Source organism: Kitasatospora sp. NPDC059462 (assembly GCF_042749955.1).
Classification (GTDB): Bacteria; Actinomycetota; Actinomycetes; order Streptomycetales; family Streptomycetaceae; genus Kitasatospora.
In genome coordinates, this window is record NZ_JBHYUU010000043.1 from 1 (window position 1) to 23,246 (window position 23,246).

General features: G+C 74.9%; 12 protein-coding genes and 1 pseudogene. 3 read left to right on the forward strand and 10 right to left on the reverse strand.

The window, feature by feature from the left end; translation table 11 throughout:
• Positions 1–1,567 (forward strand): annotated as a pseudogene (locus ACFXAM_RS14050) (hypothetical protein); the annotation flags it as partial.
• A gap of 15 nt (positions 1,568–1,582) precedes the next feature.
• On the opposite strand, the gene ACFXAM_RS14055 reads toward ACFXAM_RS14050, so the two are convergent.
• Positions 1,583–2,827, reverse strand: coding sequence for a styrene monooxygenase/indole monooxygenase family protein (locus ACFXAM_RS14055; RefSeq protein ID WP_380290805.1), 1,245 nt, complete (start codon positions 2,825–2,827; stop codon positions 1,583–1,585).
• Between the two features lie 182 nt (positions 2,828–3,009).
• On the opposite strand from ACFXAM_RS14055, the gene ACFXAM_RS14060 reads away from it, so the two are divergent.
• Complete coding sequence (locus ACFXAM_RS14060; RefSeq protein ID WP_380290807.1) at positions 3,010–3,981, forward strand: hypothetical protein; 972 nt, start codon at positions 3,010–3,012, stop codon at positions 3,979–3,981.
• Positions 3,982–4,500: 519 nt separating this feature from the next.
• Here ACFXAM_RS14060 and ACFXAM_RS14065 read toward each other — a convergent pair.
• The 6 genes from ACFXAM_RS14065 to ACFXAM_RS14090 form a co-directional block, all read right to left on the reverse strand.
• Positions 4,501–5,529 (reverse strand): LacI family DNA-binding transcriptional regulator, encoded by a 1,029-nt coding sequence (locus ACFXAM_RS14065; RefSeq protein ID WP_380290809.1) that lies wholly within the window; start codon positions 5,527–5,529, stop codon positions 4,501–4,503.
• 28 nt (positions 5,530–5,557) lie between these two features.
• Entirely contained in the window at positions 5,558–7,333 is a 1,776-nt protein-coding gene (locus tag ACFXAM_RS14070) for a glycoside hydrolase family 36 protein (protein ID WP_380290811.1), read from the reverse strand.
• A gap of 8 nt (positions 7,334–7,341) precedes the next feature.
• Positions 7,342–8,139, reverse strand: a complete 798-nt coding sequence (locus ACFXAM_RS14075; RefSeq protein ID WP_380290868.1) for a carbohydrate ABC transporter permease — start codon at positions 8,137–8,139, stop codon at positions 7,342–7,344.
• Between the two features lie 80 nt (positions 8,140–8,219).
• Positions 8,220–9,140, reverse strand: a complete 921-nt coding sequence (locus ACFXAM_RS14080; protein ID WP_380290870.1) for a carbohydrate ABC transporter permease — start codon at positions 9,138–9,140, stop codon at positions 8,220–8,222.
• Positions 9,141–9,157: 17 nt separating this feature from the next.
• A complete protein-coding gene (locus ACFXAM_RS14085; RefSeq protein WP_380290813.1) occupies positions 9,158–10,501 on the reverse strand; it encodes an extracellular solute-binding protein in 1,344 nt (447 codons plus the stop codon).
• 58 nt (positions 10,502–10,559) lie between these two features.
• A complete protein-coding gene (locus tag ACFXAM_RS14090; RefSeq protein WP_380290815.1) occupies positions 10,560–11,744 on the reverse strand; it encodes an aminotransferase class V-fold PLP-dependent enzyme in 1,185 nt (394 codons plus the stop codon).
• 371 nt (positions 11,745–12,115) lie between these two features.
• Between ACFXAM_RS14090 and ACFXAM_RS14095 the strand changes: the two genes are divergently transcribed.
• The gene (locus tag ACFXAM_RS14095) at positions 12,116–14,461 is read left to right on the forward strand and encodes a collagenase (protein ID WP_380290817.1); all 2,346 of its coding nucleotides are present in this window, start codon (positions 12,116–12,118) and stop codon (positions 14,459–14,461) included.
• An 84-nt stretch (positions 14,462–14,545) separates the two neighbouring features.
• Here ACFXAM_RS14095 and ACFXAM_RS14100 read toward each other — a convergent pair whose 3' ends face one another.
• The 3 genes from ACFXAM_RS14100 to ACFXAM_RS14110 form a co-directional block, all read right to left on the reverse strand.
• Positions 14,546–15,589 carry a substrate-binding domain-containing protein gene (locus tag ACFXAM_RS14100; protein ID WP_380290819.1) on the reverse strand — a complete coding sequence of 348 codons (1,044 nt, stop codon included), beginning with the start codon at positions 15,587–15,589 and terminating at the stop codon, positions 14,546–14,548.
• A 284-nt stretch (positions 15,590–15,873) separates the two neighbouring features.
• Positions 15,874–17,412 (reverse strand): hypothetical protein, encoded by a 1,539-nt coding sequence (locus tag ACFXAM_RS14105; protein ID WP_380290821.1) that lies wholly within the window; start codon positions 17,410–17,412, stop codon positions 15,874–15,876.
• Positions 17,409–23,240 (reverse strand): hypothetical protein, encoded by a 5,832-nt coding sequence (locus ACFXAM_RS14110; RefSeq protein ID WP_380290822.1) that lies wholly within the window; start codon positions 23,238–23,240, stop codon positions 17,409–17,411. Before ACFXAM_RS14110 ends, ACFXAM_RS14105 begins: the two co-directional genes overlap by 4 nt.
• Positions 23,241–23,246 lie beyond the last annotated feature (6 nt).

A 23,246-nucleotide genomic window follows, 5' to 3' on the forward strand; every position in this document is an offset into this window, starting at 1 on the left:
GTTCGCCTTCCCGGCCCGCGCGGTCGTGCTGCTCGCCCCGCGCTCCCGGGCCCGCCGGAGCGCGCGGCGCGGCGGCGCACGCCGGGTGGTCGGCGAGCTCGCCCTGCTCGCCGTCACCGCCGCCGCCGTCGTCGAGGTCCGCCGGCGCGGCGCCGCCCCGCCCGGCGCCGGGATCGACCCGCTGCTGGTCGCCGCCCCCCTGCTGATCGCGCTCGGCACCGGCCTGCTGCTGGCCCGCCTCCGGCCGCCCCTGGTCGGCGCCCTCGCCCGGGCGGTCGGCCGGCGGCGCGGCGCGGTCGGCTTCCTCGGGCTGGCCGGTGCCGCCCGCGGCACCGGCGCCCGCCCCCGCCCCTCCGTGCTGCCGATGCTCGCGCTGCTGCTCGCCGTCACCACCGCCGGGTTCGGCGCCACCGTGCTCGACGCCGTCGGCACCGGCCGTACCCGCGAGGCCAGGACCGCCACCGGCGGCGACGTCATGGTCAGCGCCCCCAAGGGCTTCGGCCTGGCCGCGTCCTTCGTCGAGGCCGCCGGCCGGCTGCCCGGCGTCCGGGCCGCCACCGCCGTCACGCTGCTGACCGACGCGGCGGTGCTGCGCCCCGGCCGACGCCACCTCACCATCAGCCTGGTGGTCGCCGACCCGGCGGCCTACGCCGAGATCTCCCGCTCGGTCGGCCGCGGCGCCTTCGACCCGGCCCTGCTCGCCGCGGACCCCGCCCCCGGCGGCCCCGTCCCGGCGCTCTACTCCCGCGGGCTCGTGGAACAACTCGGCGGCCACGCCGGGTCCGAACGGATCTACCTCACCAGCACCGGCGAACTGCGCGCCCGGTACGCGGGCACCGTCGACGCGACCCCCGCACTGCGCGACTCCACCCAGCCGTTCATCGTCCTGCCGGCCGGACCGGCCACCGCCGAGGTCCCCGGACTGGCCGACCACGGCCACTGGTTCGCCGTCGGAGACCCCGACGGGACGGCCGTCCGCGCACTGCTGCACGACCTGCCGGTGCACCCGTTGCTCGCCGACACCGCCCGTCTCACCGGCATCCCGGTCGTCGGCCCGGGGCCGGCGGACATCCCGGACGGCTATCTGGTGAACACCTCCGACGCCCTCGTCCGCTCGCTCGCCGACGACCCGCTCCAGCAGGCCGCCGTCCGGATCTTCCGGGCCGGCACGGTCGGCGCCGGCGTGTTCGCCCTGCTCGCCGCCCTGCTCACCCTGCTGCGCGCCGCCCCCGACCGCGCCGCCGCGCTCGCCCGGCTGCGCACCATGGGCCTGCGTCCGCGCCAGGGACTGGCACTCATCCTGGTCGAGGCCCTGCCGCAGACCCTGCTCGCGGCAGCCGGCGGCGCCCTAGCCTCGCTCGCGGCCGTCGCCCTGCTGGGCCCGGCCCTCGATCTGTCCGCCCTGCTCGGCACCCCAGTGCCGCGGGGACTGCCGCCGCGCCCCGCCGCCGTCCTGCCGCCGGCCCTCGGCCTCACCGCCCTGGTCGCGGCCGGCGTCCTCGCCGAGGCCCTGCTGACCGGCCGCCGCCGGATCGCCACCGCCCTGCGGATCGGCGACGCACCCTGACGGCGGCCGGGTGTCTCAGCCGACCGTGGCGAGGTACGCGCCGACCAGCTCGGGTGTGGCGAGCCAGGCGGCGTAGTCGACGGGATCGGCATAGGTGTTGGCGAGCCGGCGGGCCACCGACTCGTGCTCGCCGGCGGCCGCGAACACGGCGTGGAGGTGGTCGGGCATCGTCAGCAGCGCGGCCGTCAGTTCCACGCCGTGGCGGGCGTGGCACTCCCAGAACTCCTCGAACACACCGGCCATCCACTCCGCGGTGAACGGCCGCTCCCCGCGCTCGACGATCGCCCGCAGGTAGGCGTCCGCCGCCCGCGCCGCGCTGTTCGCGCCCTGGCCGGTGATCGGGTCGTTCACCACCACCGCGTCCGCGATCCCCAGCACCGCGATCCCGCCGCCCAGTTCCGCCACCGGCCGCCGCACCACCGGCGCCAGCGCGCCGTACAGCGAGCCGCCGGGGTCGGTGGGCTCGGCGCCGGCCCACAACTCCGCCTCCCAGGGCAGGTAGTGCGCCATCAACTCGCGCATCCTCTTCAGCTGTTCGCCCGCATCCGGCCGGTCCGCGAAACAGTCGAACGGGCTCCCCGGCAGCGCCTCCCAGAGCAGGATGTCGCACGGGCCGGACAGCGTCAGCGCCGGCTGGAGGTACAACTCCCCCACCCCGGGCACCGCGTGCATCCGCGCCCGCGGCCCGGCCGCCGGGTCGGGCGCGCCCACCCCGTGCGCGTACAGCGCCGACAACCGCCGCTGCGGCGCGTCGAACGGCGAACGGGCGGCGTCCCGTTCGAAGATCCCGGCCAAATCGCCCCGCCCCGCGGCAACCACCGTCAGGTCGTTCGCCGCCGCCAACTCCCGCAGCCCGGCGAGGTCCAGCTCCCGGTACTCCACCCGCCCGCCGCGCTCCTCCAGCAGCTCCAGCCAGCGCGCCATCTTCACCCGCTGGTCCACCGACTGCGCCGGCTCGTCCAGCGTCATGGTGAACTCCAGTGCCCGGACCCCCGGTTCGGGCACCAGCGCCGCGTCCACCGACCGCACCCCGGGCGCCTCCCCCTCCCACAGATCCAGCCCCGCCGCCCGCTCCACCCGCAACGCCGGCCCGAACATCGCCTGCGTCGACATCACCCGGCCACCCCGCACCTCCCCCGGCCGCCGCGCCGCCACCACCGTCACCGCGTACCCGCCCGCCGCCACCAGCCCCAGCCCCAGCTGCAACCCCGCCTGCCCCGCCCCCACCACCGCGATCCGCCGCACAGCACGCACCTCCATGTCGGTCACCGGGCGAGCAGCTTCCGCCGGACGCTCCCCCCATGTCCAGCCCCCGGCATGCCCGCACCGTCCGACCCGCCCGGCACACCGCCACCCGTGGGCGGACGGCCACCGTCGAAGAAACCTGTCACAGTTGGGTCAAGTGGTCCCCCGCCGGAGAGAGCGTGGAAACACTGGCAGCCATGCATCCCTCATTCGGGCGCAGGGCGGGCACCGTCCTGCGCGGACCCACCCGCCCGGCGGCTGTCCTGCTCGTCCTGGCGGCCGTCACCGCGTGCTCCGGTCAGGGCGCCACGAAGACCACCGCCACCGGCGCCACCACACGGACCGCCGTCACCCTCACCGCGGGTGCCACCGCCACCAAGGAGAACCTGGAACAGAGCGCCTCCCAGCTCCGCGCGCGGGCGGCCGCCCTGGGCCTGACCGACGTCACGACCACGATCCAGGGCACCACCATCACCGTGACCGCACCCGGCGACGCGGGCGAGAAGCTCACCGCCGTCACCAAGCCCGGGCGGCTGCTCATCCGCCCCGTCCTGGCGCTGGCACCGTGCCCGACGGCACCCGCTCCGACCGTCTCCCCGGGCAGCCCGTCCGCCGCCGCACCCGCTCCCTCCGACCCGACGGACGCGCTCCCCCAAGGCACCGTCCCGCCCGAACTGGCCGCCCGGTTCGCCGCCCTCGACTGCGCCGGCGACCGGAACCTCCCGGACCTCCGGGTCGCCGCCTCCGCACCCGCCCTCGCCTTCGGCTCCGCAGCGGAACACGATGTCCGGTACAAGTTCGCGCTGGGTCCCGCCTCCGTGAACAGTGCCGACATCGTCGGCGCGGAAGCGGCTTTCGCCCCGCAGGAATCCGCCAGCTGGCAGGTGCGGCTGTCCTTCAACGACGCGGGCACCAAGGAATTCGCCGCCAGCACCGGCAGGCTCGCCGCCCTGCCCGGCCCCGGCAACGAGTTCGCGATCGTGGTGGACGGGGAGGTGGTGTCCCACCCCTACGTGAGAGAGGCCATCACCGGGGGCGAGGCGGTCATCAGCGGCTCCTTGACCCGCGAGGTCGCCGAGCAGCTCGCTTCGGCGCTGGCCCATCAGCTGCCGATCGAACTCGACCGATCGACCGTCACCACGCTGCCGCCCGCCGGAGCGACCCCGTAAGACCTTGCCGCGGCCGCGCCGGGCCCGTTCCGTCGGCCGGGCACCGGCTCCGCCGAGCGCCGACCGCGGCGAACGGACGGCAGGACGCGCACGCTCCGCATGACGGTGCGGAGGCCGGGTGGACGTCACCCGGCCGCCGGCACCGGGATCTTCACCGGTGCGGCCCGCGCTCGGCCCGGCACCTGCCCGGCCGCCGGAGCCCGCGGCTCCCCTTCCAGGACCGGGACCTTCCCGCCCGGAGGGGGAACCGCGGGTTACGTGACCGTCCTGCCGGCGTACGCCGCCGTCGGCCGGGAACGGTCGGCGCTTCCGGCCCCGCGCGGACCGTCGCCATGACGAGGCGCACCGCTGGGTGTCGCACACGGCGGCCGGGTGCCGGTGGGCGTGGGGCGCGCCCCCGCACAGGGGGTCGGACGAACGGGCAGGGAGTCCATGCGGCCGGGGCCCCTCCCGGCCGCCGGGCCGGGGGCCATCGGCGACCGACGACAAGCCGTCGCGGCACGTGCTCCGGGGATCGGGTCAGGGGGACGGCGGGTGGTGGGCGGAGCTGGGGCGGACGACGAGCTCCGCGGGGAGTTCGAGGCCGTGGTCGGGGGTGGGGTCGCCGCGGAGTTGGGCGAGGAGACGGGTGACCAGGGCGGTGGCGATGGGGCGCAGGGGGAGGCGCAGGGAGGTGAGGGGTGGGCGGAGGTGGCGGGCGAGCGGGGTGTCGTGGAAGCCGGTGACGGCGAGGTCGCGGCCGACGTGGAGGCCCTCGGTGCGGGCGGCCTCGTAGATGTCGAGGGCGGCGAGGTCGTTGTCGGCGGCGAGGGCGGTGGGGCGGCCGGGGGAACGCAGCAGGGTGCGGAGGTCGCCGTCGGCGGGCGGGGGGACGAGGGTGAGGCCGAGGCGGGCGGCCTCGCGGTGGAAGCCCTCGCGGCGGGCGGCGAGCCACGGCAGGGGCGAGGCGGAGCCGACGAAGGCGACCCGGCGGTGGCCGCGTTCGGCGAGGTGGCGGGCGGCCTCGGCGGTGGCGGCGGCGTTGTCGATGTCGGCCCAGTGCTGCGGGAGCCCGGGACCGGTGCGGCCGAAGGCGGCGAAGGGGATGCCGAGGCGGGCGGCGTGGTCGGCGCGCGGGTCGTCGGGGAGGACGTCGGCGAGGACGAGTCCGTCGACCTGCCGGGCCGCCACCACCGCGTCGATCGCCGCCCGGGCGTGCTGCTCCCCCGCCGCCGGGCGCAGCAGCAGCACGTGGTGGCCCTCGGCCCCGGCGGCGTCGACGAGGGCTTCGAGGAAGCCGGCCATCAGCGGGTTGGGGTCGTGCGGGTCGTCGACCGGGGCGAGGTAGCCGACGGTGCGGCGTTCGCCGGTGCGCAGCGAGCGGGCGGACTGGTCGGGCCGGTAGCCGAGCCGTTCGATGGCGGCGGTGACCCGGGCGAGGGTGTCGGGGTGGACGCGGTGCGGGGCGTTGAGCGTGTTGGAGACGGTCTGCCGGGACACCCCGGCCTCGCGGGCGACGTCCGCGACGGTGGTGGCGCGGCGGGCCGGACGCGGTGCCGGGGTGGTCATCGGCGCTCCTCGGGCGGGGGCGGGGCCCTCAGACCCGGCGCAGGGTCAGCAGGCCGCCCCGGGGGACGTGGACGGTGGCCCCGCCGTCGAGGCGGACCGTCGTGGTGCCGACGGTGCGGCCCCGGGCGTCCTGGACGGTGACCTCCACGATGCCGAGCCCGCCGGCCAGGCGGACGTCCGGGTCGGCGTCGGCGTTGGCGACCAGCAGGGTACGCCACTGCCCCGCCGCGGCGACCGGCAGCGCCGCGTAGCGGGCGACGATCACCTCGTCGTCGCCGATCGCGGTCACCATCGGGTAGCCGAGGTCGGGCCGGGCCGGGAGCAGTGCGCCGAGCTGCAGGGTGTCGAGGTGGGTGCGGGCGATGCCCAGCCAGAAGGCGAGCGCCTCCCGCTGCCCGGGGTTCTGCGCGGCGAGGTCGACGGAGATCTGCGGCACGCCGAACAGGACGTTGATCAGGTGGCAGGCGACCTGTTCGGCCGGTTCGGCGGGGTGCCACATCAGCATGTCGGCGTGGACCGCGAGCGGTCCGGCGGTCAGCCGGGTGTCCACGATCCGCTGCCGGTTCTCGTGCGGGCTGAGCGGGCAGTCGGTGGCCCGGACCATGGTGGCGTAGGGCCACAGGCCGGGGCTGACGTAGGGCTGGCGGTGTTCGATCATCGCCTCGGGGCGCGCGGCGTCGATCCGGCGGCGGATCTCGCCGAGCAGCAGGTGCACGCCCTCGTCGACGGTGGCGCAGTCGGCCTCGGGGCCGGGTGCGGGCGGGTCCTGGACGCCGAACCAGTCGACGAAGTCGACCTTCAGCCCGTCCATGCCCCACTCCTCGGCGGCGCGGGCGAGCCGGTCGGCGAGGTGGGCGCGGACCTGCGGGTAGCGGGGGTCGACGACGACGGCGCCGAGGTGGCCGGCGTCGGCGAGCGCGAACCGGGAGAGGGTGTCCCAGGCGGCGCTGTCCTTGCCGACGAAGGGCAGGGCGTACCAGAGGAGGTAGCGCACGCCGAGGTCGTGGACGCGGGCGACGTGGGCGGCGGTGTCGGGCAGCGAGTGGGGTTCCCAGTCGCCGCAGTGGGCGTAGCCGCGGGTGCGGTCGGTGGTCATCCAGCCGTCGTCGACGATGATCGTGTCGAGGCCGAGGTCCTTGCCGAGCGCGGCCTGGCGTTCGACGGCCTCGGGGGTGATGTTCTGGTGGAGCGCGTACCAGGTGGAGTAGGCGGGCAGGCGGGCGGCGTCGGGGACGCGTGCCGGGCGTCCGGCGAGGGCGGCCCACCAGTCGGCGAGGTCGGCGAGACTGTACGCGAAGTGCCGGCCGGAGGTGTCGATGCGCACGGTCAGCCGGCCGGCGGCCTGGACCCAGAAGCGGAACTCCCCGCTCTCCTCGACGACGCCGGCGCTGGCCAGGGCGTCCTCGCGGTCGGCGGCGAACGCGCAGAGCGTGGTGTCGCCGGTGCCGACCAGGGCGGCGACGGGGGCGCCGCGGGAGAGGGTGGTGCGGCGCGGGGCGCTCCAGGCGGCGGGCAGCCAGCCGGTGCCGCGCGGTTCGGGGGTCCAGAAGGAGGTGGCGTCGGTGCAGGGGACGCGCCATTCGATCCGGACGTCGCCGGTGCCGTCGGGGCCCGGGTCCTCGGCGGTGATCTCGACGACGTCCGCGGCGACGGCGCGCACGCCCGGGGTGCCGGCGACCAGCAGTTCCAGCCGGCCGGGGGCGAGGCCGGGCACGGCGAGCGGACGCGGGCGGGCGGTGGTGGCGGTGGCGGCGTGCGGCTCCCAGACCTCCGCGGCCGCCGCGGCTTCGGCGTTCTCCGTCATGGTTCGGTTCAGCCCTTCGTGGCGCCGGCCAGCAGGCCGGAGATGAACTGCCGTTGGAGGACCAGGAAGAGGACCATCATCGGCAGGGTGGACAGCGCGGTTCCGGCGAGGATCAGGCCGTAGTCGGTGTTGGTCTTCATGCCCTGGAGGGTGGCGAGGGCGACCGGCAGGGTGTGCATCGCGGGGGTGCGCAGGGCGATCAGTGGCCAGACGAAGTTGTTCCACGAGCCGAGGAACAGGAAGATCCCGAGCGCGGCGAGCACCGGCCGCATGACGGGGACCACCACGCCGAACAGCACCCGCAGTTCGCCGGCGCCGTCGACCCGGGCGGCGTCGAGCAGTTCGTCGGGCATGCTGCTGAGCGCCTGGCGCATCAGGAAGATGGCGAACGGCACGCACAGGCCGGGCAGGATCAGGCCCTGGTAGCTGTCGAGCAGGCCGAAGGACATCATCATCCGGAACAGCGGGACGAGCATCACCTGGTCGGGCACGACCAGGGTGGAGAGCAGCACGGCGAACAGCACCGTGCGGCCGCGGAAGCGGAACTTGGCGAAGGCGTAGCCGGCGAGCAGCGCCACGACGAGTGCGCCGACGGTCTGGATCCCGGACACCAGCAGGGAGTTGAGCACGACGCGGCCGAGGCCCACGCGTTCCTGGAGGTGCGAGAGGTTCTCGCCGAGGTGGGAGCCGGGCAGCAGGTGGGGCGGCCAGTCGAAGATCTCGGTGTCGCTGTGGGTGGCGGAGACCACCAGCCAGTAGAAGGGGGCGACGGACAGGCCGGTGACGGCGGCGAGCAGCAGGGTCATCGGCCAGCCGCGCAGCCGGCGGCGTCCCGGCCGGGCGGCGGGGGCGGCGGGGACACCGGGGGCCGTGGGCGTGACGGGCGTCATTCGCGTTCTCCCATCAGACGCATCTGGAGGGCCCCGAGCACCGCGACGATCAGGGTGAGCGCGTAGGCGATGGCGGAGGCGTAGCCGAAGTCGAAGTAGCGGAAACCGTTGTCGTACAGGTACATGGAGACCGTGAGGGTCGCGTTGTCGGGGCCGCCGCGGGTCAGCACATAGGGCTCGTCGAAGAGCTGGAGGGTGCCGATGGTGGAGAGCACCACGGTGAACAGCACCACCGGCCGCAGTGCGGGCAGGGTGACGGAGAGGAACCGGCGCACCGGTCCGGCGCCGTCGACCATCGCGGCCTCGTACAACTCCCGGGGGATTCCCTGGAGTCCGGCCAGGTAGATGACCGCGTTGTAGCCGGTGTAGTGCCAGGTCAGCACGAGGACGATCGCCATGCGGGACCAGAAGCCGCTGCCGAACCAGTCGACGGCGGGCAGGCCGATCGCCTGGAGCGCCTTGTTGACGGCGCCGTTGTCCGTGTTGAGCAGGAAGGAGAACAGGATGCCGGTGGCGACCAGGCCGGTGACGGTGGGCATGAAGACGCCGAGCCGCCACACGGCGCGCCAGCGGACCAGGGCCGTGTTGAGGCCGACCGCCAGCAGCAGGGCGAGCGCGAGCATCACCGGGACCTGCACGACGAGGATCCGGGCGGTGTTGCCGAGCGCCGTCCAGAACAGCGGATCGTCCAGCAGCCGACGGTAGTTGGCGAGTCCGGTGCCGTGGGTGACGCTGCCCGAGCCGGGGGTCAGCGACAGCAGCATCGAGGAGACGACGGGATAGGCCTTGAAGAGTCCGAAGAGCGTCAGCGCGGGTGCCAGCAGCAGGTAGGGCACGGCCCGGCGGCGCAGCCGGGCGCGCCGGACCGGTCCGCCCGGTCGCGCGGGCCGGGCGGCCGCGCTCGCGGCGGGGGCCACCGAGGGGGCGGTGGTGGTCACTTGATCTTGCGCCCGGTCTGCTGGGCGAGCTGCTTGGCGGCCTCCTGGAGGGCGTCGGCCGGGTCGGCGCCCTTGGTGAGCACCCTGGCCTGGGCGTCGCTGACGAGCTTGAGCGCGCGGGCGTAATCGCCGGAGTAGTTGGTGGCGTCGCCGCCCTCGGCGAGCAGGTCGGTGAAGGTCTTCAGGACCGGCTGGCCGCCGTAGTAGGCGCTCGGCTCGCTGTAGACCGGGTCCTGGTAGGCGGCGGTGAGCGCGGGGAAGACGCTGCCGGCCTTGAACATGGTGTTGACGGCGTCGGGCCGGGTGAGCGCGTACTCGACGAACCTCCAGGCGGCGGCGCGGCGCGGGCTGGAGGCGGAGACGGCGAGGTGGGTGGAGTTGACCAGGGCGGTGCGCTTGCCGCCGGGGGTGACCGCCGGCGGCCGGGTGAGCCGCCAGTTGCCGCTGAGGTCGGGGAACTTGCTCTCGATGAAGTGCGCGGCCCAGGAAGGCTGCGGTCCGGCGCCGAGCTTGCCCTCCTTCATCTGGGAACGCCAGACGGTGGCGCCGGGCGTCTCGACGACGACGCCCGCCTCGTCGAGGCGCTTGAGCAGGGTGAGGGCGCGCACGCACTCGGGGGAGGTGAGGGTGATGTCGCCCTGGAGGTCGAAGAAGAAGGCGCCCTGCTGCTGCATGAGGGACTGCAGGAAGTCCAGGTCGGGGCCGGGGGTGCCGGTCCGGTTGATGCCGACCAGGCCGACGCCGGGGTTGGCGGCCTTGAAGGCCCCGGCGGCGGCGATCACGTCGTCCCAGGTGGCGAAGGTGGTGGGGTCGAGCCCGGCCTTGTCGAACATGTCCTTGCGGTAGAAGAAGCCCTGGGCGTTGACCTCCCAGGGCAGGGCTCGGGCGCGTCCCGCCTTGTCGGTGACGACCGGCCACAGGCCGGGGGTGAACTGGTCCTTGTGGGCGTCGGCGCCGAGGGCGGAGAGGTCGGCGAAGCCGGAGGGGAATTTCTCCAGGTAGCCGGGCAGGTAGTCGCAGCCGATGTGGAGGACGTCGGCGAGGCCCTTGCCGCCGGCCGCGAGGCCCACGGTGATCTTGTCCCAGATGGCCGGGTTGCCGACGTCCTGGACGTCGACCTTGATGCCGGGGTTGTCCTTCTCGAAGACGGGGACCACCCCGCGCAGCGCCTCGGCGGCGTTGGTCCAGGACCAGACGGTGACGGTCCCGGTGGCGGCGTCCCCGCCGGAGGAGCCGGCGCCGTCGGAGCCGCCGCAGGCGGCGAGGGCGCCGCCCGCGGACAGCGCCAGCAGGCCGGCGCCGGAGGCGCGCAGCAGGTCGCGGCGGGTGAGGTGTGACATGGCAGGCCTTTCCGAGGGGGGGTGAAGGGCTGGACGGAGGATCGGCGCGGCGGTCCGCTCAGGCGGCGCGGACGCCCCGCCGGAGGTGGTCGAGGGCCTCGGCGAGCGGCTCGGCGGCCGAGGGGTCGGTGCTGGCGTGCGGCGACAGCCGGATCCAGCCGCCGCGCAGGGTGGTGGCCAGACCGGCGGCGGTCAGCGCCCGGTGGACGGCGGCGGGGTCGGCGCCGGGCAGCCGCAGCCGGCCGATGCCGCTGCCGGACGCGCCCGGCTCCCCCGGTCCGCCGGCGGTCTCGGCCCCGGCGGCGCGGGCCGCGGCGAGCAGCCCGCCGAGCACCTCCCCGATCCGGGCCTCGATCCGGGCGGCCCCGGTGTCCCGCACCAGACCGAGCGCCGCGCCCAGGGCGGCGACGGCGGGTCCGTCCGGGTTGGTGAGGGTGTGGGCGACGGCGCCGGGCCGGGGCGGGCACGGGTGGTCCGGCGCCTCCAGCGGGTCGAGGACGCCGGACCAGCCGCCGAGCCCGGGCCCGAGCCGCCCGGCGACCCGGTCACGGACCATCAGCACGGCCGCGCCCCAGCCCGCCCGCAGCCACTTCTGGCCGCCGGCGGCGAGCACGTCGGCCGCGTCGACGGCGAGGTCGACGGCGCCGAGGGCCTGGACGGCGTCGACCACCAGCACCCGGTCCGGGCCGATCAGCTCCTTGAGCGCGGCCAGCGGCGCCCGGTAGCCGGTCGCGGCGTCCACGGCGCAGACCGCGACGGCGCGCACCCGGTCGTCGAGGTGGGCCCGGACGGTGTCGGCGGTGAGCGGCCCGTCGAGCAGGCGGACGGTCAGTCCCCCGTGGTCCTCGGCGCGCAGCCACGGGTAGAGCGCGCCGGGGAAGTCCGTCCGCGCCATCAGCACGGTCCCGTCCGCGCGGCCGGCCCGGTGCGGGAACGCCGGGCCGGCCGGCCGCGCGGGAGCCCCGGCGGGCGGCCGTGCGAACGCGTGGGCGGCGGCGAAGAGCCCGTGCGAGGTGGAGCTCACGAAGGCGACCTCGTGCGGGGCGCAGCCCAGCAGGTCGCCCGCCGTCCGGGCGGCCGCGTCCGCCTCCGCGTCGAGGCGGTCGAGCGCGGCCCAGCCGCGCCGGTGGAGCCGGTCGGCCTCGCGGACGAGCACCCGGCGGACCGGGTCCGAGACCGGTCCGAACCGGGCGAAGTCCAGATAGCCGAACGGTTCGGCGAACTGCGCCAGGTAGTCATGCATGACCATCCCCCACCTCTGGGGCGATTTGAACGTTCAAATCACACACAAATCAACAGAAGGGATCAACATCGAACGAGCGGGAGCCAGCAAACGCCCCTGGTCGAGTGCGCGTCAAGACCCGTGCAGCCGGAAGGCCCGGTCGAGACCCTCTCGTTACCCGCGCCCGGAGCCCCGGGCGACCACCTCTTGCGCAATGCAATTTGACATTACTATTTTACTGAACGACGGGCCAGAGAACCCCTGCCGGAAACCCACGCCGGTCCCGTCGCCCCCGCAACCGCCGTGCGACTCCGCGGTCCTGGCGCTCCCCCACGCCCTCGGCCGGCACCACGCCCAGCGCCGTGCACCCCCACACCCTCACTGGAGAACCGGTGTCAGCCACCCCACGTCTGCGCACAGTCCTGCTCTCGGCGGCCCTCGCCGTCACCCTCGCGGCCCCGCTCGTGCAGAGCGCCCAGGCCGCCACGCCCGACCCGCTCCCCACCGCCCCGGCCGCCGCCCCCGCTTCCACGTTCGGCACCACCGGCGACGTCGCCCACGGCACCACCGGCGCCGGAATCCCCGGCCCCGAGGGCGCGCCGGGCAACGAGACCCGCCGGCCGACGACGACCGCCGGGCAGCCGGTCGCCGACCCGTCCGACCTCACCACCGCGACCGCGGCCCCGGCCCCGCCCGCCGCCGACGCCCACGCCGCGTGCTCCGTCGCCTCCTTCGCCGCCCTCTCCCCCACCGCGCTGGCCGACTTCCTCGCGGACGGCTCGCACGGCTACGAGAGCTGCCTGCTGCCGCTGCTGCGCACCTGGAGCCCCGAACTCGCCAAGGTCCTCACCCCGGCCCACGTGCAGGCGGTCGCCGAGCGGATCACCGCCCTCGCGCCGCGCTTCGACAGCGCCAACACCCTCAACCAGCAGCAGCTCTGGTACTTCCTGCACGTCGCCGTCCTGTTCGACTTCGACCACGCCGAACTCGACCTCAACGACGACGCCACCAAGGCCGCGATCGAGCGCGCGATCGCCGCGTACACCGCCAACCCCCGGGTCTTCGACCCCACCGAGGCGGCCGGCAACGCCATGGGCGAGCTGCTGCAGACCTCCACCGCCCCCCGGCTGCGCCCCGGCCGCCTCCCGCTCACCGAACGGGTGCTGCGCCAGTACGCCTCCGCCACCAGCCCGTACATCGGCAACCGCGGCTGGAACTGGGCGCTGCAGAGCGCGCTGCAGATCAACTTCCAGGGCGTCAACAACGTCAGCGAGGACGGCGGAGCCTTCCGGACCGCCGCCGTCGACAACCCGGGCTACCGCCACGCCATCCGCGACTTCGCCGGCTACACCCACCTCAAGGGCACCGACACCGAGTGGGCCGTCGGCGACGCCATGAACGAGTACGCCCGGCTGGCCACCGTCGAGGCGCTCAAGCCGGAGATGAAGGCCGAGGTCGGCGGGGTCATCACCACCCTCCGCGACAACTTCGGCCGGCTCAGCCGCCCGTGGATCAACGTGGCCGTCCCGGTGAACGACTTCGGCCTCTGCCAGGCCTACGAGGCCTGCCGGGCCGACCTCGTCCGGCAGTACTTCCCCCACACCTTCAGCTACGACAACGGCACCCTGGTCATCCGCACCGTCCTCGACAAGGCCACCGCCGACCAGCTCTACTACGCCACCAAGCAGGTCAAGGCGCAGTTCTTCCGCACCATCGGCACCGACCAGCCGCTCGCCGACGACACCCACCCCGTCCTCACCGTGCAGCTGTACGACACCAAGACCAACTACAAGTGGCTGCAGTACCTGCTGTTCGGGATCGGCGACGTCGAGAACGGCGGCATGTTCATCGAGCAGGACTCCACCTTCTACACCTACCAGCGCACCAGCGCCGAGTCGTACTTCAGCCTGGAGGAGCTCTTCCGGCACGAGTACACCCACTACCTCAACGCCCGCTGGGCCATCCCGGAGACCGGGTACACCACGCGCTGGCCGAGCGACGCCACCTTCGCGATGAACGAGGGCACCGCCGAGTACTTCGCCGGCGCGACCGCCAAGGACGGCGTGAAGGCCCGCAAGTACATGGTCGGCCAGGTCGCCTCGGACGTCCGCGACGGCAACGCGCGGCTGACCGTCGACCAGATCCTGCACGCCACCTGGCGCGGCCTCGGCTTCCGGGCCTACCCGTACGCGGCCACCTTCTTCAACCTGCTCGGCGAGCGTCACCCCGACCAGCTCGCCGAGATGTACCGGCTGCTGCGCGCCGACGACCTCGACGGCTACAACGCCTGGCGGGACCGCCTCGGCCGGGACGCCGGACTCCAGCGCGAGTACGACGCCCACCTCGACGCCGAGATCCCGCGCGCCGAGGACCTCTACGTGCCGGCCACCACCTACACCCCCAACGGGCAGCTGCGCTTCGCCTACGCCCACGAGGTTCAGGACGCCTTCGCCCGCGCCACCCAGAACACCCCGGTCTGCAAGGACAACGCCGACTGGAACAACGCCGTGCGCTTCACCTGCACCGGCCGGATCACCGCCAACCTCACCAACTCCCTGAGCGCCGGACAGGTGCGCGAGTCGATGGCCGACACCGTCGACTACTTCCTGCTCACCCGGGCCGGGGCCGCCGCCAACAACCTCGCCGACATGACCTGCTGGTTCGGCAAGGTCGACGTCTGGCCCGACGGCCGGGCCGGCAGCGCCGACTACACCTGCGAGGGGCCGCTGCGCCGCTGACCCCCCGCGGGCGGGAGGACCGGGTGGTACACCACCGGCCCGGTCCTCCCGCCCGGCGGGGTGCCCCGGGACGCCCCGCCGGGCTCAGAGCGCGAGGCCCGTGGCCCACACCGAGACGCCGCAGCCGGGGGCCGGGAGCGGGAGGAACCCGCGGGCGACGGTCGCGGCCGGGTGGCCGCAGATCCAGCCGGAGGAGTTGAAGACGGAACGCAGCGCGACGCCGCGGCTGTTGGCGGCGGAGTAGTCGGCGGTGCGGAAGGCGTGCCAGAGCTGGTGGCCGTAGGCGGTGGCGACGAACGAGGAGCTGATGTTGTTCGAGGCGTCGACCGGCGCGATGCCGTCGATGCGGCGCAGGGCCAGCGGGCCGGGCGACTCCACCGCGGTGCCGTGGCCCCGGTACACCTGGTCGACGTAGAGGCCGACCGAGTACGGGAACACCACGTCGTCGTCGTTGAGCAGCGGGTCGGTGCCGCGGTCGCCGCGCGGGCCCGTGGTCACGCAGGCGCCCGGGGTGAGCAGCGCCGAACCGCCGCCGAGCGCCTTCAGGAAGGCGTGGCGGGAGTCCGAGGTCGCCTGCGGCAGCACGGGCTTGATGGTGGCGTTGGCCAGGGCCGGGTCGATCTGGTTCCACGTGGTGACCACGCACTGGTAGATGTCCCTGAGCTGCGCCGTGGTCAGGTTGGCGGGCGCGTGGCCGCCGGGCTTGGCCGCCCAGCTCACCGCGTCGCGCGCGAACGCCACGAAGGTGTACGGCTGGGGGTTGATGTTGGACACCGGCCCGCGCGAGGTGCGGGCGTAGTCCAGGGTCGCGGCGGTGGTGGCCACCAGTGCGTTGAAGCCGGCCAGGCTGCCGTCCGGCCGCGCGATGGGCGTCGCCCCGGTCTTGGTGGTGATCGGGCCGGCTCCGGTCGCGTCGATGCTGTAGAGCCGGGGCTGCGTCCCGATGATGGCCGCGTCGTAGTCGGCGGACGTCTGGTTCATGAATCCCTGCGTGGTGTCCGCCCCGGCCCCCACCAGGTCGGTGGCGGCCGGGATGGTCCCGGGCGGCGGATCGGCCGCCGCCGCCGGCGCCAGCAGTCCCGCCGCGCACACCGCGGCCGCGAGTCCCGTCGTCACACGGGCAGCCATCGAACGCATCGAAGATCCCTCCCGGGTATCAGCCCGCCCGGCCCCACCGGCCGACAGGCCCGCCCATCTTCACGGCCGGGCCACCGGCCGAACAGCCGCCGGTCCGTCAAGTCGTGTCTCCGCCAAGCGCATTGGGGCGCACGACCAGCCGACATCCGGGCCTGCTCCGGCCTCCGACCCCAAGAGTTCTTCCCCCGGCCACCCCTCCCTTCCGGCGGCCCGGGCCGGCCGCGGGGCGGCGGTGAACTCCGGGCCCGCGACCGCCACCGCGTCTCCCGGACGCCTCAGACGCCGGAGAGCGCTTCCAGCAGGTCCTGGAGCAGGGTGTCGTCGAGGGGTGTGCGGTGGGCGAGTTTGTTGCGGGCCCGCCGGAGCGTGCGCAGCCGGCCGAACTGCTCCTCGGTCAAGGCAATGTCCCGGTGCACCGCCGCGGCGTAGAGCTCGCCCAGTTCCATCGAGGCCGGATCCGCAGCCGCACCCCTGGCCTCGCGCAGCGACTGCCGGACGTAGGTGTCGACGAGCCGGGTGACGCCGCGCACCGCTATCTGCGGAAGGATCTCGACGAAGCCGAGGCGGGCGTCGTCGATGAGGGGCAGCAGGATGCGGTTCTGGGCCTGCCAGACCAGCTTGTCGAGTTCGGGGCCCCCGGTCGGCCACCCACCGGAGCGGGGGCTGTGGCGGACCTGCCCCTCCCAGCTGTCGACCAGCCCGGCCGACCACGCCTCGCGCAGGCCGCTCTCGGGGAGCGGCGCGTACGCCGCACCGGGTGCGCCCCGGCCCTGGGAGCCCTGCGCGACGGCGGCGTCCACGGAACGGCACGCGTGCAGGGCGGACGCCAGCTCACCGACCCGGCCGCTCCAGACCCGGCCCAGTTCCACCGCGAGACCGAGGTCCGGCCCGGCCGTCTGCACCACGGTCTCGCGGCGCAGGGCGTGCCGGATGAGCTTCGTCGGCGTCATGCGGCTGTGGGCCTGCCCGAAGCCCGCCCGCGGCATCGCGTCGGCCACCACGGTCGCCGTGTCGAGGTGGCTCCAGACGCCCCACCACCAGTGCGGCCGCGACACCGTTCCGTCGAGGAGGCCCACGGTGTCGGCCTCCAGGTCCTGGAGGCGGGAGGCCACCAGCAACCGCGGACGGTCGCCCGGCCGGAGGCCGGCCTCCTTCACGGCCGCCTGGAAGCGGCGGACCAGCCGGGACACCGCGTGCGGGTCCGCCTCCGTCCAGGCGCGCACGACGAGCACGGGCGTGCGGCGCTCCGCGGCGCCGGTCAGCTCGGCGACCAGGTCGCCGTCCAGGCCGAGACTGCGGGCCAGGCGTGCGGCGATGTCGCCGTCCCCGCCGTCCCGGCCGTCACCGTCCCCGCCGTCGCCGACCCGGCCCCCGGGGAACCGGGCGTCGGCGGCGGCTGCGAGCGACGGTCCCCCGGCCCCCGGGAAGCCCCCGTTGCCGGAGACGCCGAACGGGTCCCAGCCCCCGAAACCGTCGTCGATCTCCAACGCGTCCTCGGAGCCGTGGACCGCCGCCCCGCCCCCGCCGCCGGGTTGCTCCCAGAAGCCCCGCACCTCCGGCGCGGCCCCGACCGGCACCGGCCGGTGAGCCGTCTCCTTGCCCGGCACCTCCACGGCGTCGTCCAGACCGTGGACCACCTCCGCGACGGCCCGGTCGGCGCGGTCCGACTCCACCTCGGCGTCCGGGAACAGCCAGACGCAGCTCAACCCGGCACGCAGGTCGGCGAGCACCCCGGCGCAGTGGCGCCGGGCGCCCGGCAGGTGGCGGACCGCCTCCGGCGACAGCACGCCCGCCGGATCGAGGATCTCGGTCACACCGCCCTGCCCTGCGCGCCCGCCACGGTCCTGAGCGCCAGGAAGGTGACGCTGTCCACGGTGAGGACCTCGCCGTCGTCGTCGAGGACCCCGAGCGCCTCCAGGTCCGCCAGCAGAGCCTCGGCCTCGTCCAGGTCGTCGTCCAGCACCACGGCCAGGTCCTGGGGGACGGCGTGGGCCCTGCCCTGCCGGTGCTCCTCCGGACTGAACATGTCGGCCCAACCGGCCATCTGCTCGACCCGGCGGTCGGACAGACCGACCCGCCGCAGGTGCGCACGGGCGAACTCCGGGTCGTCCGTGCGGGACCGCAGCACCGCGAAGAGCCGCTCCCGGGGAGCGCCCTGGAGGTACTGGGCGATGGCCCGTTCGACGAAGCCGGGCCAGCCCCCGGTCGCCTCGATCAGGTTGCGGCGCTCCTGGACCGAGACGAAGGGCTGCTCCGGCCAGGCCCGCAGGCTGGTCGTGTTCCAGCGCTGCGGCTGCGCCCGGAACACCGCCGGGAAGTCGGGACGCAGCGCGGTCAGCGGGTCGACGACGACCAGCGCGCGCCGGCGCGGGATCTCCTTGCCCTCCTCCTCCGAGGCCGAGGTGTACTTGGCGAGCCGCTCGACGTCGGCCCGCACCTGCTCGGCGGGCACGCCCCGGAGGTCGGCGAGGAGCAGGTGCGGCGAGCGCTCCCGGGCCCACCGGGTGACCGTCTGGGTCAGCTCCGCGGGCGCCACGGGCACGACCTGGCGCGCCCGTCCGACGTGCTGCTCGGCCGCCTTGGCCAGGAGGTCGGCACCGAGCGCCGCCGTGGCCGTGATCACCGCCGTGCGCCGGGACAACGCGTCGTGCCACTGCTCGTCGGTCAGCGGGCTCATCCGCATGACCCGTTCGCGGTCGACGCCGATGGAGCGACGGGCGACGCGCGGGTTGTAGTCGTACTTCTGGGTGAACTCGCTGGTGCGCAGCTCCGCCTTGAGTTCGTCGCGGGTGCCGAGCATGTTGACGAGGTTCGGGCTGCGCATGACGAAGCTGTTGCTCCGGCCCGGGAGCGGGAGGACCAGTCCGAGGCCCTCCATCTCCACCAGGTCGGTGCGGACCTCGTCCACGCCGTTCTGCTCCGGGAACCCGTCGGGCCAGATCCGGTGGGCCTCCTCCTGCAGTTCCTGGGGCGTGTAGCCGCGGGCGTAGCCGTCCGTGAGGCTGCGCAGGGCCAGGATCAGCGTCAGGACCCGGTAGCGGTCCTCCAGGTCGATGGTCAGGCGGAGCCGGTCGCGGATCTTGTCCCGGATGCCTCCGTTCTCGACGACCTTCTGCACGTCGGCGTTGGTGATCCGGGGGCGCCCGCCCTCCGGGGACAGGGCCCGGCCCTGCATCTCCTCGACCAGTCCCTCGCAGACGATCTGGACCAGGTTGGCCTGGTTGTTGGTCAGGGCCAGGATGCTCCAGACCAGGTCGGGGTTCTCGAAGAAGAGCCCGGTCGCGGCCAGCGGCTCGACGACCAGGTCGATCGCGGCCTTCGCCCGCAGCGGACCGACCAGGACCGGTTCGCCGCCGTGCCCGGTGATGGAGTTGGTCAGCCGGTTGTAGCGCTGCACCTGGTGCAGACCCGCGAACACGATCTTGAAGCGGCGTTCGGTGTCGGCCATCAGCTTCATCAGGCCGGTGAGGGTGCGGAAGGTCGACTGCGCCCCCGCCGTCTCGACCGGCCGGGCGTCCGCGTTGAGGAAGGCGTCCGCCTCGTCGGCGAGGAAGAGGATGCGGCGCTCCTCGCTCTCGTTCAGCCACTGCTGGACCTGGTCGCCGATGGCGGTGGCGCTGGCGTGCTCCGAGACGCTGCGGTCGAGCACCCCGGCGGCCTTCAGCTGCTGGGCCAGCACGCTCCAGATCTCCTGCGGGAGCCGGCTGAGCCCGATCTCGGCGAACCGCAGATCGGTGTAGACCGCGACCTGGTTGCCGCCGTGCCCGGTCCGGAAGCTGTCGGCCACCTGCTGGAGCAGCGAGGACTTGCCCAACTGCCGTCCGCCGTACAGGAAGAGGCCGCCCTCGCGGGCCATGATCGTGCGCTTCTCGTCGTCGCGGCCCTTGAACACCTCGGCGGCGACCTGGCCGGCCTGGAACGGCTCGTACGGCCGGTACGCGGCCCAGGGCAGCGTCACTCGCTGCACCGCGCGGAAGGAGCGGGCCTCACCGGCGGCGATCCAGCCGAACACCGCCGGGTCGACGACGATGGCCTGCTGCGGCTTCTGGTGGGAGGCCTGGGCGAGCCGCCGCCGCCCGGCGATGCCGAGCGGCTGCAGGTAGAGGATGATGTTGGCCCCGAGCGCGGACTCGGGGAGGTGGCGCAGCAGGGCGTCCGGGCCGACCTCCTCGGTGCCGACGATGAGGACCCGGTAGACGCCCTTGGCGCGGGAGCCGATCCGGGACACGTAGCCCGGGACGTTGTCGCTGATCTCCGCGGTGATCGAGAGCGTCATCACCTGCCAGTCCTTGCGGTCCTGGTCCACCAGCCGGACCGGTCCCTTGACGCTCAGGCCGAGCATCCGCAGCACGCTGGGGACGTGCTTCTGGAAGGAGTTGCGGCGCTCGTTCAGCCGCCCGAGCGACTCCCAGGCGGCCAGGGCGACGGTGACCGCGTCGGTCTCCGCCTGACCGGAACGCCCGCGCGCGTAGTGGTCGAACCACCAGCGCGCGTCGGCCCCGGTGCTGCCGGCCCTGGGCGAGTCCGGGTGGCGCACGCCCTCCAGGAAGGCCGCCAGCTCGGTGCCGGTCTCGACGACCTGTTCCGGAATGCGCTCGCCCTTGCGGGCGAAGGAGAGCAGTTCCTCGGCGGTGGCGACGTCGCCGCCGTCGATCAGGGCGCTGACCCGGACGAGGTCCGCCCCTTCGAGCTTCAGCTCGACCAGTTGCGCGCGGAGCTGGTCCGTCTTCTCCAGCATCCTGGCGTTCAGCTGGGCGACGACGCCCCGCACCTGCTCCAGGAGCGGGCGGAACCGCAGGCCGCGGTCCGAGGTCTTGAGGTCGAGGAGCTGGGCCGCCAGTTCGCTCTCCTGCTCGGGGGTGAGCAGGTTCTGCAGGCGGACCTGGGCGAAGAGGATGTCGGCCCGGTTCAGGGCCGTGCCGGCCTTCTCGCGCCAGTGGGCCTCGGCGTCGGCGAGCCTGCGCCGCCACGCGTCCAGCTGGTTCGCCTCGGGTGCGGGGGCGGAGCCCGGCCGGCCGGTGGCCACGAGGTCGAGCAGTCGCCCGGCGATGTGCAGGTCACCGCGGTCGAGGTGGGCGGCGAAGGCCGTCCCCGGGTCGGCCGGCTGCAGGACCTCCAGCAGGGCGTCCAGGGCATCCGGGGCGTCGAGGTCCGGCACGTCCTGGCCGTCGGCCGTCGCGGTCCAGGCCAGGCGCGGCAGGACGAGCAGCGGGTCGGTGCCGGGCGGACCGGCCGGCACCCTGGAGACGCCCGGGGCCGCCCCGTCGTCGATCCAGTCGAGCAGCAGCCGGACCGCCTCCCCGCCGGGGCCCGGGAGCAGCGCCTCCTGGCGCGCCGCCCGGCGGGCGGCGAGCAGTTCGCTCCCGAGGCGGCGGCTGTCGCCGCGCGGCGGCATCTCGGCGACCTGGACCGCCTCGCGCAGCAGCGTCATCACCTCGCCGATGCGCCCGCGCAGCTGGTCCAGGGCGGTGGCGATGATCTTGGTCTTCCGCTGGTTGGGCGAGCTGACCCGGCGCGTGGTCTCCCGGATGATCCGGTCGATCGCGTCGTCCTCCCCGTAGGTGTCCTCCAGGTCCTGGCGGAGCTGTTCCGCGGTGGCGAGGCCGGTCGACCAGGCCACGATCAGGTTGAGGCTGTGCCCGAGCTCGGCGTCGTCCTTGAGCATGGTCTGCAGGACGCGCGAGGCGAGCTGGTACGCCGTCTTGCTGGTCCCCAGCCGGGCCTTGAGCGCCTCCGCGCGGTCCCGCAGGTCCGCCGGGTCGACGGTGTCGTCCGGTCCGAGCCTGGCTTCGTCGCCCGGCTGGAAGGGGACCCCCTTGCGGATCTCCAGGGCCAGCGTCCGGAAGAGCTCGTTCCAGACCTCGGGCAGCCCGGGGAGCTGGGCGAAGTCGTTGACGATCGGGAGCGCCCACCCCGCCTGCAGCCCGCTGCGGACCGCGGCCGCCAGCGCGATGAGGTAGCCGTCCCGGTCGTCCGCGGCCGGCAGCGCGCGGTCCTCGACGCCGACTTGCAGGGATATCGCCGCCTGCTGCCCGGGGGCCAGCCCGAACGCCGACGAGGCGAAGGCCAGGGACCGGCACCGCTCCCGGCGGTCCCGAGCGGCGCGGGTCAGCCAGTACGCCTCGGTCAGCCTGCCCCCGGCGATCAGCTGCTCGACCGGCGAGGCCGTCGCGCCGGTCCGGGTCCAGACGTCGGTCGGCTCGACGGCGACCGGTGCTTCGACCGCCTCCACGGCCTCGGCCGCGGAGGCGGCCGCGGAGGCGGCCGACGTCTGCTTCGGGACGCCGGGCCGGTGGAGGGGCCGCGCCACCGGCTCCGGTGCGGCCGGCGGCCGGCCGGCCTCGGCCGGGGCTCCGGCCGCACCGGCGGGCCCCGGCTCCAGTCCGGTCGTGCCGTCGACCACGGCGGGCTCCGCCGGTCCGGCCTCCGGGGCCGCACACGCGCGCTCGGAAGACTCGGAGGGCTCGGAGGGCTCGGCGCCCTCGGAGACCGGCGCGCAGGGGGCGTCCTCGACGGGCGGCACGGGCGACTCGACCGTGGCCTCCGGCGGCGGCACCTCCCGCTCGGCCACGGGCCGGGGGGCTTCCGCGGCCACCGGACGCGGCCGCTCCTCCGGACGGGCGGCGTCGAGGGGGCCGCGTCCCGGCTGCCGCTCCTTCAGCGCCCGCAGCTCGCCGATCCGGGCGTTCTTGGCGTCGACCTCCACCTGCAGTGCGCTGCGCACCGCCGGGTAGCTCACCGCCGCGGCCGCCATGGCGACGAGTTCCTCGCGCTCGGCCTCGACCCTCGCGATCTCCTCGTCGACCCTGGCCGAGCGGACCTCCGCCAGGATGCGGTCGAGGTCGTCATGGGTCTGGGCGGGCTCCCACCGGACGCCACCGCCGAGGCCGAGCGCCAGCTCGGCCGTGGCGGTCCGCCGGCCGAACCAGGCGTCCACCGCGGCGGCCAGATCGGCGTCGCGCCGCCCGGCTCCTCGCCGGACGTCCGCCGCCAGGCCCTCCAGCCGGCCGGCCAGCACCTCGCCCTCGCCGCGCAGCCGGTGCGCGGCTGCTTCGAGCTGCTCCGCCAGGTCGTCGGACACCGCGTTCCCCCCGTCCGCGGCGTCGGGCCGCGTGCTGTGCTGATCTCCGTACGGAGCCTCCTGCGAGGCCGTGCCGAGCGCCGGCGCCTCCGCCCGGCTCCCCCGGAGGCGCCGCTTCGGCTCGGGCCAGTCCGCCGAGGTCGCGGCGGCCTCCCACAGGGAGTCCCAGTGCTCCAGGACCCGGCCGCGTTCGGGTGCGTCCTCACCGGCCAGCGGATACCAGTGGAGCGCGAGGCAGGCGAGCGAGGGCGGCAGGGTCGTCAACGCCCCCCGCAGGCACTCGGTGTCCGCGCCCTGCAGCCCCTGCTTCGCGGAGCCGTGCTGACGGGCCATCCGGTCGGCCACCTCGTGCCCGACCTCGGCGATGCGCAGCAGCATGTCCGAGGGTGCCCTGGCGACCCAGGAACGCATCCCGGCCGCACTGGCGCGGGCCTGCCTCGTCGGCTCGCCCTTGTAGGCGAAGGGGTGGCCGTGCACGACGGCCAGGAAGGCGAGCAGGTGCTGAAGGGCGTCCGGTGGCTGACTGGAGAGCCACCGGCGGAGTTCGGGAGCTGACGACACGCCGGA